The sequence below is a fragment of the Pseudomonas sp. LBUM1676 genome, assembly GCF_059695605.1.
On record NZ_CP166777.1, the window covers coordinates 1,857,035 to 1,868,563 of the forward strand.

Consider the following 11,529-nt stretch of genomic DNA (forward strand, 5'->3'; position numbering starts at 1 on the left):
TTTTTGTTTTTATTTTGAAAAGATTTGAGCGAGGGCCAAACCATGCCGATACAACCTGGTCTGTACGAGCATTACAAAGGTCCGCACTACCGCGTATTCAGTACCGCGCGGCATTCGGAAACCGAAGAGGAAGTGGTCTTCTACCAAGCCCTGTATGGCGATTACGGCTTTTGGGTGCGTCCCTTGAGCATGTTCCTGGAGTCGGTCGAGGTTGACGGCGAACAGGTCCCGCGCTTTGCTTTGGTGCAAGCCGAACCGAGCCTTTTTTCCAAGCCATAAGCTGAGTGCGCGCAGGACCCTGCGCTTGACCTCATCTTGCAGCCACTATATATAGCGGTGCCGCGTCAGGCGCCAACCGCCTTTCACTTCTAGAATTCAGGAATTTTCTGATCCATGGGCAAATCGCTGGTCATTGTGGAATCCCCGGCTAAGGCCAAGACCATCAACAAGTATCTGGGTAACCAATACGTGGTGAAGTCGAGTATCGGCCATATCCGAGACCTGCCCACCAGCGGTTCGGCTAGCGCCAGCAAAGAGCCTGCCGCCAAGCGCGGCAAGGCCGCCGCGGGTGAAGGTCCGGTACTTACGCCGAAAGAGAAAGCGCGCAAGCAGCTGGTCTCGCGCATGGGCGTCGATCCCGATCATGGCTGGAAAGCCAAGTACGAGATCCTCCCGGGCAAGGAAAAGGTCATCGAAGAGCTGCGCCGGCTCGCCAAGGATGCTGACACCATCTATCTCGCAACCGACTTGGATCGCGAGGGGGAAGCCATTGCCTGGCACCTGCGCGAAGCCATCGGTGGTGACGACAGCCGCTACAAGCGCGTGGTGTTCAACGAAATCACCAAGAAAGCGATCCAGGAAGCCTTCTCCAAGCCGGGCGAGCTGGACATCGACCGGGTCAACGCCCAGCAGGCGCGTCGTTTCCTCGATCGCGTGGTCGGCTACATGGTTTCGCCGCTGCTGTGGGCCAAGGTCGCCCGTGGCCTGTCCGCCGGCCGCGTGCAATCGGTGGCCGTGAAGCTGGTGGTCGAGCGTGAGCGTGAAATCCGCGCGTTCAACCCCGAAGAGTACTGGGAAGTCCACGCCGACCTCGGCACCGCCAAGGGCGCCACCGTGCGCTTCGACGTGGCCCGTGAGAAAGGCGAAGCCTTCAAGCCGCTCAACGAAGCCCAGGCCATGGCCGCGCTGGAGAAGCTCAAGGCTTCCAGCTACAGCATCGTCAAGCGCGAAGACAAGCCGACCAGCAGCAAGCCGTCGGCCCCGTTCATCACGTCCACCCTGCAACAGGCCGCGAGTAACCGACTGGGCTTCGGCGTGAAGAAAACCATGATGATGGCCCAGCGTTTGTACGAAGCCGGCTACATCACGTATATGCGTACTGACTCCACCAACCTCTCGGCCGATGCCGTGACGATGGCGCGTACTTATATTGAAGGCGAGTTCGGCAAGAAGTACCTGCCGGAAAACCCGAACGTCTACAGCAGCAAGGAAGGCGCACAAGAGGCTCACGAAGCGATTCGTCCCTCCGATGCCAATACCGAGCCAAGCAAGCTGTCGGGCATGGAGCGCGACGCTGAGCGCCTCTACGAGCTGATCTGGCGCCAGTTCCTCGCTTGCCAGATGCTGCCGGCGCAATACCTGTCGACCACGGTCACCGTCGGTGCCGGCGACTTCGAGTTGCGCGCCAAGGGCCGCATCCTGAAGTTCGACGGTTACACCCGCGTGATGCCGCAAATCGCCAAGCCAGGCGATGACGATGTGCTGCCGGACATGGCCCAGGGCGACGCGATGAAGCTGATCAAGCTTGATCCGACCCAGCACTTCACCAAGCCGCCGGCGCGTTATTCGGAAGCGAGCCTGGTAAAAGAAATGGAAAAACGCGGCATCGGTCGTCCTTCGACCTACGCTGCGATCATTTCGACCATCCAGGACCGCGGCTACGTGGCGCTGCACAACCGTCGTTTCTATTCGGAAAAGATGGGCGACATCGTCACCGAGCGCCTGGCCGAGAGCTTCTCCAATCTCATGGACTACGGCTTTACCGCCGGCATGGAAGAGAACCTCGATGACGTGGCCCAGGGCGAACGCGACTGGAAAAACGTGCTCGACGAGTTCTATGGCGACTTCAAGAAGAAACTCGAAGTAGCCGAAAGCCCGGAAGGCGGCATGCGCGCCAACCAGCCGGTGATGACAGACATCCCGTGCGTGTTGTGCGGCCGTCCGATGCAGATTCGTACCGCATCGACCGGCGTGTTCCTCGGTTGCTCGGGCTACAGCCTGCCGCCGAAAGAACGCTGCAAGGCCACCGTCAACCTGGTGCCGGGCGATGAAATCGCCGCGGACGACGAGGGTGAGTCGGAGTCGCTGGTATTGCGTGGCAAGCACCGTTGCCCGATCTGCAGCACGGCGATGGATGCTTACCTGCTCGACGAGAAGCGCAAGTTGCACATCTGCGGCAACAACCCGGATTGCGACGGCTACGAAATCGAAGAGGGCACTTACCGCATCAAGGGCTATGAAGGCCCGAGCCTGGAATGCGACAAGTGCGGCAGCGAGATGCAGCTCAAGACCGGCCGTTTCGGCAAGTTCTTCGGCTGCACCAACGCGACCTGCAAGAACACCCGCAAACTGCTGAAAAGCGGTGACGCGGCGCCGCCGAAGATGGACCCGGTGAAGATGCCTGAGCTCAAGTGCGAAAAGGTCAACGACACCTACATCCTGCGCGACGGTGCTTCCGGGCTGTTCCTGGCGGCCAGCCAGTTCCCGAAAAACCGCGAGACCCGTGCCCCGTTGGTCATGGAGATCGTGCCGCACAAGGATGAGATCGATCCGAAGTACCACTTCCTGTGCGAAGCGCCGAAGAAAGATCCGGACGGCCTGCCAGCCGTGATCCGTTACAGCCGCAAGACCAAAGAGCAGTACGTGCAGACCGAAGTCGACGGCAAGCCGACGGGTTGGAAGGCGTACTACGATGGCGGCAAATGGACCGTAGAAGACAAACGCCCGGCAAAAGCCGCCAAGGCGTAAACCTGTAGGAGCGAGCTTGCTCGCGAAAAACCTGAGGGCGGCGCGTTAATCCAGACAGCGTGCGTTATCGTTGACGTTCTTCGCGAGCAAGCTCGCTCCTACAAGTACAAAAGGCCGCATGATTGCCCTCGGGTTTTCATGCGGCCTTTTGTTTTGTGCTTGCGGTCAACTCGGGTGATCCACGACACTGTCTGACCTGCGTGAAGCAATTATTTCGTTGTGGAGGCTGCCGTCATGGCCCACGAACTCTATACCCGTACCAACCAGAAGATTTATTTCGCCGGCCTGTCGCTGGAAGCGCTGGCCAAGGCCGAAGAGGGGCGGGCGATGAACTCGCTGGCGCTGATTCAGGCCGGGCGCGAATCGGCGTTGTTTCACCTGTACGGCGCGTTGCTGGGGTTGTGTCATGAAATCGCCGGCTTCTATCGCTTGCCCCAGGCCAATGCGCCACGGGCGGAGATGCTGCTGACCCGGGAAGTGCTGGACGCCATCGCCATCCCTGAAATGGCCGAGATGGTCGAATTGGCGCAGAACCCGGAAACCTGGCTGGCCAGGCTGCTGGCCGCCCATGCGGCGCTGTTTCAGCCGCCACGGGCACCGCACAAACCCAAGGGCGATGTGACCCAGCCGCTGATCCTGGCCGTTAACCTGGATGAGGAAGAGGCGCCTCAGGAGTTGAGTCGGGAAGAGCTGGAGAGCTGGCGGCAGAACCTCAAAGGCCTGGCGATCCGGTTTCGCGAAGGGTTGAACGAGTGCTGAACAGGTGAGTAGTCACTCAGGGAAGTGTGTTGTCAGAAATTTCCCTAAGTGATGACATCTGGTCAAGATCCCGAGCGAAGCCGGGAAGATGCCTATATAATCCCCGCCTTTCGAGGAGAACACATCTTTATGCCAACGTCCTTTTTAGAAATTGTCGAGTTACCAGACGGCCGTATCGAGCTGCGCAGGGCCGAGGACGAGGGTTCTCTGGTTACTTTGGATTTCTCCGAGGATGCCAAGGCGTTCCTGCAAGGCCAGCACGTGGAAGTCGCCAAGGCGATGTTGAGCGTCGGCGTTCAGATGGCCGGACGCCTGGTTGAAGGCGAATTTGAAAAAGATGAGGGGTCGCGGGTTCTTCATTGATCCCCGTCTGTCGTTTTATTGCAGATGCTTCTACCAATCGGCTTCTCTATCCCTGGAGAAGCCCCGCGCTGTTCAGTGCGCACTGTGTCTATCCGTTAACCCAATCGAATATTCAGGCTCTGCGCATCCCCGGTCCGGGCGGCGCTGATCAACTGTTGCCGTGAGTTCGTGCTCAGCGGGTTGAGCCAGCTGACCACCGTATGGCTGCGGCCCAGGCGCAAGGCTTCGCAGGTCAGTTGCTGGGCACTCTGGGTGCCCCGCGGGTGCAGCAACAGGATGCGTTCGCGGTTCAGCCCGGCATCGCGCAACCAGGCCTGGGTCAGGCTGGCGGGCGGGGCGATCAGTGTCAGCCAGCGCGCGTCCTGATCCTGGCTCAGTTCCCTGAGGATCGGTGCCAGAAGGTTCAGGCAGTTCCCGGCCGCACCACGCAATGAGAGTTCGCTGAAGACGTCCGGTTCGGCACTCCAGGGCGATTCGATCACGTCTTTCAGGATCGGCGCCAGCGGCTGCACCATGAACGCCTCGAACAACGGCAGTTGGGCTTGCTGTGGTGTATGTGGGAACTGCATAAAGCCTCCTTTTAGCGGCGAATGACGCCGACACTCAAGCCTTCGATCACCAGTTCCTGATCTTTCAGGTTCACTTCGATAGGGGCGAATTCAGGGTTTTCGGCCAGCAGCCAGACTTTGCTTCCGTCGCGCTTGAAGCGCTTGACGGTGACTTCGTCGCCGATCCGCGCGACCACGATCTGGCCGTTGCGGGCTTCACGGGTGGTATGGACAGCCAGCAGGTCGCCATCGAAAATGCCCACGTCCTTCATGCTCATGCCATGGACCCGCAGCAGGTAGTCGGCGCGAGGATGGAAGAAGGTCGGGTTGATGTTGCAGGACTCTTCGATGTGCTGCTGGGCAAGGATCGGCGCACCGGCCGCCACGCGCCCGATGATCGGCAGGGTGGATTCGTCGGCCTTGGCTTCGAAGCCGGGGATGCGAATGCCGCGGGAGGCCCCCGGCGTCATCTCGATCGCGCCCTTGCGGGCCAGGGCCTTGAGGTGTTCTTCTGCCGCGTTGGGCGACTTGAAACCCAGTTCCTGAGCGATTTCCGCGCGGGTCGGCGGGTAGCCGTTGTCGTCCAGGCAACGTTTGATGAAGGCCAGAATCTCTGCTTGGCGTGGCGTCAGCTTTAGCATATTGATCGCTCTGTCATTTTATACAGTGACTGGGATTATATACAGTAGAACGGGCTTGGCAATGCCCCTTTTTTTGCCCGCCGCCAGACGGTCGATCAACCGGCTGATTAAAGCGTCGCCGTTGTATGGTTAAATAGCTGACTGACCATTCCCGAAACGAACCGCCAGACTTGACAAGGCCTGGGTTGAAACGTATGTTTCAAACAAGTGTTTGTCAGGCGGAGTAGCCATGGCCCAGTCGGAAACCGTTGAACGCATTCTCGATGCTGCCGAGCAATTGTTCGCGGAAAAAGGTTTCGCCGAAACCTCGTTGCGCCTGATCACCAGCAAGGCCGGGGTCAACCTGGCGGCGGTGAACTATCACTTCGGGTCGAAGAAGGCGCTGATCCAGGCCGTGTTCTCGCGTTTTCTCGGGCCGTTCTGCCTCAGTCTCGACAAAGAGCTGGAGCGGCGCCAGGCCAAGCCTGAAAACAAGCCGAGCCTCGAGGAACTGCTGGAAATCCTCGTCGAGCAAGCCCTGGTGGTGCAGCCGCGCAGCGGCAACGATCTGTCTATCTTCATGCGCTTGCTGGGCCTGGCCTTCAGTCAGAGCCAGGGGCATTTGCGGCGTTATTTGGAAGACATGTACGGCAAGGTGTTTCGCCGCTACATGATGCTGGTCAACGAAGCCGCGCCGCGTATCCCACCGATCGAACTGTTCTGGCGCGTGCACTTCATGCTCGGCGCCGCGGCGTTCAGCATGTCGGGGATCAAGGCGTTGCGCGCGATTGCCGAGACCGACTTCGGCGTCAACACCTCCATCGAACAGGTCATGCGCCTGATGGTGCCGTTCCTGGCGGCCGGCATGCGTGCCGAAACCGGCGTGACCGACACCGCCATGGCCACCGCGCAGTTGCGTCCTCGTAGCAAATCGACACCGGTTGCCGCCAAGGTTTGACCGCACACGGGTGGGCGCGGCAGCTGACATCCGCTAAGCTAGCCGCCCATGCCGACTTTCGTTCTGAACCTGCTCCCCATAGCCATCGCCGGCCGGCCGGGCGCTGCCCCTGGCGGCGAATGCGTGCGAGCCGGGTTTTTCGTTATCAAGGAATCTCTATGACTGCTGGCCTGCAAGGCTCGTTGATGGTGGACGTCGCCGGTACCTGGCTGACGGCCGAAGATCGCCAATTGTTGCGTCAGCCCGAAGTGGGCGGCCTGATCATTTTCGCCCGCAACATCGAACACCCGCGCCAGGTGCGTGAGTTGAGTGCCGCGATCCGCGCCATTCGCCCGGACCTGCTGCTGGCGGTGGACCAGGAAGGCGGCCGGGTCCAGCGTCTGCGTCAGGGCTTCGTGCGCCTGCCGGCGATGCGCGCGATCGCTGACAACCCGAATGCCGAGTACCTGGCCGAGCAGTGCGGCTGGATCATGGCCACCGAAGTGCTGGCCGTGGGTCTCGACCTGAGCTTCGCCCCGGTGCTGGACCTGGATCACCAGCGCAGCGCCGTGGTCGGCACGCGTTCGTTCGAAGGCGACCCGGAGCGCGCGGCCTTGCTGGCCGGTGCCTTTATCCGCGGCATGCACAGCGCCGGCATGGCCGCCACTGGCAAGCACTTCCCCGGTCACGGCTGGGCCGAGGCCGATTCCCACGTGGCCATCCCCAACGATGAGCGCAGCCTCGACGACATTCGCGCCCACGACCTGGTGCCGTTCGCCCGCTTGAGCAAGCAACTGGCGGCCGTGATGCCGGCCCACGTCATTTATCCACAGGTCGATTCCCAGCCCGCCGGGTTCTCCCGCCGCTGGCTGCAGGACATCCTGCGCGGCGAGCTGCAATTCGACGGTGTAATCTTCAGCGACGACCTGTCGATGGCCGGCGCCCATGTGGTCGGCGATGCCGCCAGTCGCATCGAAGCGGCGCTGACGGCCGGGTGCGACATGGGCCTGGTGTGCAACGACCGCGCCGCCGCCGAACTCGCGCTGAGCGCTGCCCAGCGTCTGAAGGTCAAGCCATCGCCACGCATTGCGCGGATGCGCGGCCAGGCCTGGGCCAACACCGAATATCGCCAGGACCCGCGCTGGCTGGCCGCCGTCGGTGCACTCAAAGAAGCTCAACTGATTGATTGAGGATTTTTCCTTATGACGGTTTACGCGATTATCGGTGGCAGCGGCCTGAGCCAGTTCGAAGGCTTGAACATTCGTCAGTCACTGGCGGTGGATACGCCCTATGGCGCGCCCTCGGCCGAGGTGCAGATCGGTGAGTACGAAGGCCAGGAAGTGCTGTTCCTCGCGCGCCACGGTCATCCACACCGATTGCCACCGCATCGGGTGAACTATCGCGCCAACCTCTGGGCACTGCAGCAGGCCGGTGCCGAGGCGATACTGGCGGTCAACGCCGTGGGCGGGATTCATGCCGCGATGGGGACCGGGCATTTCTGCGTCCCGCATCAGCTGATCGATTACACCAGCGGTCGCGAACACACCTATTTCGCCGATAACCTGGAGCAGGTTACCCACATCGATTTCAGCTATCCCTACAGCGAAACCCTGCGTCAGCAGTTGATCGCGGCGCTGGCGGCTGAAAGCGTTGGCTTCAGCAGTCAGGGCGTGTACGCCTGCACCCAGGGGCCAAGGCTGGAAACCGCTGCTGAAATCGCGAGGCTGGAACGCGATGGTTGCGACATCGTCGGCATGACCGGCATGCCGGAAGCGGCACTGGCCCGCGAGCTGGAACTGGATTATGCCTGCCTGGCACTGGTGGTGAATCCGGCGGCGGGCAAGTCGGCGGCGGTGATTGGCATGGCCGGGATCGAGCAGGCGTTGTCTGGCGGGATGGGGGCGGTCAAGTCGGTGTTGGCGCGGGTGCTTAAGGGCTGAGCCTGGCTCTAGACCCAGTTGACCCCATCGCGAGCAGACACCACCAATCTCAGCGCTTCTCCAGTTTCTCCGGCAACGGCGCAAACAACGCTTCAATATCATCACTCTGCAACTTCCAGTCCCCAGCCTTGCGCCCATCCAGCACACCAGCCGCTAAATCGGATTTTTCTTTCTGCAGGTGCTGGATCTTCTCTTCCACGGTGCCCCGGGCGATCAGCTTGTAGACGAATACCGGTTTCTCCTGGCCGATGCGGTACGCACGGTCGGTCGCCTGGTTTTCCGTGGCCGGGTTCCACCAGGGGTCGTAGTGGATCACGGTGTCCGCTTCGGTCAGGTTCAAGCCAACGCCACCGGCCTTCAGGCTGATCAGAAAGATCTGACGCTTGCCGCTCTGGAAGTCTTTCACCGGCGTGCGGCGGTCGCGGGTCTGGCCGGTCAGCAGGGCATAGTCGACCCCGCGTTTGGTCAGCTCGGCTTCGATCAGCGCCAGCATTGAAGTGAACTGCGAAAACAGCAACACCCGTCGCCCTTCCTCGAACAACTCCTCGAGCATTTCCATCAGGCTGTCGAGCTTGCCCGAGGTGCTGCCGCGAGTGGGCAGGGTGGCGTCGTTGACCAGGCGCAGATCACAGCACACCTGGCGCAGCTTCAGCAGCGCCTCGAGAATGATGATCTGGCTGCGGGCCACGCCCTTGCGGGTGATCTCGTCGCGGACTTTCTTGTCCATCGCCAGGCGCATGGTTTCGTACACGTCGCGCTGGGCTTCGTTGAGTTCGACCCAGTGGATGATCTCGGTTTTCGGCGGCAACTCGGTGGCCACCTGTTCCTTGGTCCTGCGCAACAGGAAGGGTTTGATCCGACCGTTGAGGTGTTGCAGGCGTACTTCACTGCCGCGCTTTTCAATCGGCACGCGGTAATCGCGGTTGAAGCTTTTCACGTCGCCGAGCCAGCCCGGCAGCAGGAAGTGAAAAAGTGACCACAGCTCGCCCAGGTGATTTTCCAGTGGTGTGCCACTCAGGCACAGGCGCTGGCGCGCATTCAGTTCGCGCGCGGCCTGGGCGGCCTTGCTGTTGGGGTTCTTGATGTACTGCGCCTCATCCAGCACCAGCACGTGCAACGGCTGCGCCGCCAGCCGTTCGACGTCCTTGGGCAGCAGCGCATAAGTGGTCAGGATCAGGTCGTAATCGGCCAGTTGGTCGAAATGCTTTTTGCGACTGGCACCGTACAGCGCCAGTACCTTGAGCTGCGGTGTGAAGTGCGCCGCTTCATCCAGCCAGTTGGGAATCAGGCTGGTGGGCATCACCACCATGCACGGCCGATCCAGGCGCCCGGCGTTTTTCTCGCTGAGAATGTGCGCCAGGGTCTGCAGGGTTTTGCCCAGCCCCATGTCATCCGCGAGGATCCCGCCGACTTCCAGCTGGCGCAACGACTGCATCCAGCTCAGGCCTTCGAGCTGATAGGGACGCAAGGTGGCGTTGAGGTCTTCGGGGGCGGTCGCGGTGTAATCCTTGATGTCCCGCAGGCGCTGGGCAAAGGTGCGAATCTGCTCACCACCTTCCCAGAGCAGCGGCAAGTCTTCCAGCGGATTCAGGCGCGTGGCGTCGGCCTTGCTCAGGCGCAGGGTGGTTTCGCCGGGCTCTTGCAGGTAGAACTCGCCGAGGGTCGCCAGTACCGGTTTCAAGCGGCCGAAGGGCAGGGCGACTTGCAACGGACCGTACTCGGAGTTCGGGCGATTGGGGATGTTGACCAGGATCAGCTCGTCGTCGCGCCGGCGTGCCAGGCGCTCCGGGTTGAGGATCTCGGTGTGGGAGCGCATCAGGTTCAACAGGATCGGCAACAGGCTCAGCCGCTCACCGTTGACGATGATCCCCAGTTCCAGATCGAACCAGTCCCGTTCGGGGGCCTGTTCGACCGTGGCGTACCAGTCGTCCACCGCAGTCAGGTCGAACCCGAAGTCTTCGTCGATCTGCAATTCCCAGCCCTGGGTGCGCAGCTTCGGCAGTTCATTGAGGGTGAAAGTCAGCCAGGCGCTGTCGTTGACCATCTCGAACAGCTCACCGGCGCTTTCCGGCAAGGCCTTGCTCTGGCGGGTGGCGACCCTGAAGCCGAGGATTCGCAACTGTTCCCTGTAGGACTGTTCGATTTGCGGGTGACGCTTTATCCGCAGGGTCTGGGTTTCCTGGCGAATCAACACGTCGGCGTTCTTCTGCCCGCTGACGTATTCACCCAGGTAGCTGAACGACAGGGCCGCGCGATGCTGGATGTAGCGCTGCATCTTGCCGTTGCGCGGTTCGAAGGCGCTGAACTCGACGCTCGCCAGCCACAGGCGCGGCACCGGTTGCACGTTGTCCACCAGCACTTGCGGTGCTTTCGGGTTGCGGTTTTCCAGCACGGCCTGGAGTTTTTCCAGGAGCTCGGCGTCTTTGGCCGCGGCGGGGTAGGCGAGGGTTTCCTGCACCTGCAACAGCACCGCCGCGCAATGTTTGCAGTTGCTGTGGACCGGGCACGAGCAATTGGCGTCGATCATCAGCAAGGTGCCTTTGGCCGACTCGCGCAGGCGAATGGTCTGGCGGTAAACGTTACCGCCAGAGCCCTCGCAGGCGGCGGTGATCGTGGCATCGCCGGCCTCGACTATCCTGACGCGATTTTCCAGTGCGTAGCGGCGACCACGCTCCAGGCTCTGTTCCTTGAATCGGCTGACCCAGGAAGGTGCCAGGGGTTTGCTCAGGGGCGATGGCATAGGGACTTCAATCAGTCCGGAATTTCATCGGGGACTGGCCGAGGGGCTGGGGCGGTCAGCGAGGTGATCTTGATCAGCAGGCCGAGGTGGCCGTTGTCGAGGAAGTTCAGCTGGCCGTTCTTGGTGTGGCTTTCCTGCTTCAGGCGTTCGCTGGCCGTGACCAGGCCGTTGGCGTCGATCTGGTTGACCCAGAAATCCGCGTCGACGTCGGTAAAGCGGCCCAGTTTCAGGCTCAGCGTGCCCTCGATCGGGAACTGGCCGAACTGTTCCGCACCGTCGCTGATCGCGATTTTGGTGGCTTCTTCACCGAGGTTCTGCTGCCAGGCCTTGTGCAGCAGCACCGTGTAGTTATTGCTCGCGGTGAGCTTTTCCACTTCCGGATTGAGGCTCGGCGTGCGGAAACTGTCGGGGTCGATGCGCTGGGCGCCGGCCGCCCAGTCTTCCGGCGCGGCGCGGCTGACGATGGCGGGCACCGCGTTTTGCCGCACCAGAATCATTTCGACCTGATACAGATCATCGGCAAATGCCGTAGAGACGAGCAGCGACATCAAAACCGTCATCAACAGGGTCAGTGAGCGAAACAGGCGCATGCGGC

Annotated in this window: 11 protein-coding genes; 7 read left to right on the forward strand and 4 right to left on the reverse strand. The window is 61.3% G+C overall.

All coding sequences use genetic code 11. From position 1 onward, the window contains the following. The first annotated feature begins 42 nt into the window (after positions 1-42). The 4 genes from ACA041_RS08650 (at position 43) to ACA041_RS08665 (ending at position 4,149) form a co-directional block, all read left to right on the forward strand. The gene (locus ACA041_RS08650; protein ID WP_497440733.1) at positions 43-279 is read left to right on the forward strand and encodes a DUF1653 domain-containing protein; all 237 of its coding nucleotides are present in this window, start codon (positions 43-45) and stop codon (positions 277-279) included. Between the two features lie 114 nt (positions 280-393). After that, entirely contained in the window at positions 394-3,027 is a 2,634-nt protein-coding gene (gene topA, locus ACA041_RS08655) for a type I DNA topoisomerase (protein ID WP_497440734.1), read from the forward strand. Positions 3,028-3,261: 234 nt separating this feature from the next. Next, positions 3,262-3,786 carry a DUF6586 family protein gene (locus tag ACA041_RS08660; protein ID WP_497440735.1) on the forward strand — a complete coding sequence of 175 codons (525 nt, stop codon included), beginning with the start codon at positions 3,262-3,264 and terminating at the stop codon, positions 3,784-3,786. A 129-nt stretch (positions 3,787-3,915) separates the two neighbouring features. Beyond that, a complete protein-coding gene (locus ACA041_RS08665) occupies positions 3,916-4,149 on the forward strand; it encodes a hypothetical protein (protein WP_477774776.1) in 234 nt (77 codons plus the stop codon). A gap of 95 nt (positions 4,150-4,244) precedes the next feature. Here ACA041_RS08665 and sulA read toward each other — a convergent pair whose 3' ends face one another. Next, on the reverse strand, positions 4,245-4,718 hold the full coding sequence (gene sulA, locus ACA041_RS08670; RefSeq protein ID WP_497440736.1) for an SOS-induced cell division inhibitor SulA: 474 nt from the start codon (positions 4,716-4,718) through the stop codon (positions 4,245-4,247). A gap of 11 nt (positions 4,719-4,729) precedes the next feature. Continuing rightward, a complete protein-coding gene (gene lexA / locus ACA041_RS08675) occupies positions 4,730-5,338 on the reverse strand; it encodes a transcriptional repressor LexA (RefSeq protein WP_128870862.1) in 609 nt (202 codons plus the stop codon). 229 nt (positions 5,339-5,567) lie between these two features. Here lexA and ACA041_RS08680 point away from each other — a divergent pair, with 229 nt between their 5' ends. The 3 genes from ACA041_RS08680 (at position 5,568) to ACA041_RS08690 (ending at position 8,194) form a co-directional block, all read left to right on the forward strand. Next, positions 5,568-6,275 carry a TetR/AcrR family transcriptional regulator gene (locus ACA041_RS08680; RefSeq protein WP_497440737.1) on the forward strand — a complete coding sequence of 236 codons (708 nt, stop codon included), beginning with the start codon at positions 5,568-5,570 and terminating at the stop codon, positions 6,273-6,275. A gap of 170 nt (positions 6,276-6,445) precedes the next feature. Beyond that, entirely contained in the window at positions 6,446-7,444 is a 999-nt protein-coding gene (nagZ, locus tag ACA041_RS08685) for a beta-N-acetylhexosaminidase (RefSeq protein ID WP_497442031.1), read from the forward strand. Positions 7,445-7,456: 12 nt separating this feature from the next. Further along, the gene (locus ACA041_RS08690; RefSeq protein ID WP_497440738.1) at positions 7,457-8,194 is read left to right on the forward strand and encodes an S-methyl-5'-thioinosine phosphorylase; all 738 of its coding nucleotides are present in this window, start codon (positions 7,457-7,459) and stop codon (positions 8,192-8,194) included. Positions 8,195-8,243: 49 nt separating this feature from the next. Here the strand turns inward: ACA041_RS08690 and ACA041_RS08695 are convergent, their stop codons facing one another. Further along, on the reverse strand, positions 8,244-10,934 hold the full coding sequence (locus ACA041_RS08695; protein WP_497440739.1) for an SNF2-related protein: 2,691 nt from the start codon (positions 10,932-10,934) through the stop codon (positions 8,244-8,246). An 11-nt stretch (positions 10,935-10,945) separates the two neighbouring features. Beyond that, on the reverse strand, positions 10,946-11,524 hold the full coding sequence (locus ACA041_RS08700) for a CsiV family protein (protein ID WP_497440740.1): 579 nt from the start codon (positions 11,522-11,524) through the stop codon (positions 10,946-10,948). Positions 11,525-11,529 lie beyond the last annotated feature (5 nt).

Bases quoted from the DNA above. Each gene is read 5' to 3' on its own strand.
- ACA041_RS08650 (WP_497440733.1), top strand. From the start codon at position 43: ATGCCGATACAACCTGGTCTGTACGAGCATTACAAAGGTCCGCACTAC.
- topA (WP_497440734.1), top strand. From the start codon at position 394: ATGGGCAAATCGCTGGTCATTGTGGAATCCCCGGCTAAGGCCAAGACC.
- ACA041_RS08660 (WP_497440735.1), top strand. From the start codon at position 3,262: ATGGCCCACGAACTCTATACCCGTACCAACCAGAAGATTTATTTCGCC.
- ACA041_RS08665 (WP_477774776.1), top strand. From the start codon at position 3,916: ATGCCAACGTCCTTTTTAGAAATTGTCGAGTTACCAGACGGCCGTATC.
- sulA (WP_497440736.1), bottom strand. From the start codon at position 4,718: ATGCAGTTCCCACATACACCACAGCAAGCCCAACTGCCGTTGTTCGAG.
- lexA (WP_128870862.1), bottom strand. From the start codon at position 5,338: ATGCTAAAGCTGACGCCACGCCAAGCAGAGATTCTGGCCTTCATCAAA.
- ACA041_RS08680 (WP_497440737.1), top strand. From the start codon at position 5,568: ATGGCCCAGTCGGAAACCGTTGAACGCATTCTCGATGCTGCCGAGCAA.
- ACA041_RS08690 (WP_497440738.1), top strand. From the start codon at position 7,457: ATGACGGTTTACGCGATTATCGGTGGCAGCGGCCTGAGCCAGTTCGAA.
- ACA041_RS08695 (WP_497440739.1), bottom strand. From the start codon at position 10,934: ATGCCATCGCCCCTGAGCAAACCCCTGGCACCTTCCTGGGTCAGCCGA.
- ACA041_RS08700 (WP_497440740.1), bottom strand. From the start codon at position 11,524: ATGCGCCTGTTTCGCTCACTGACCCTGTTGATGACGGTTTTGATGTCG.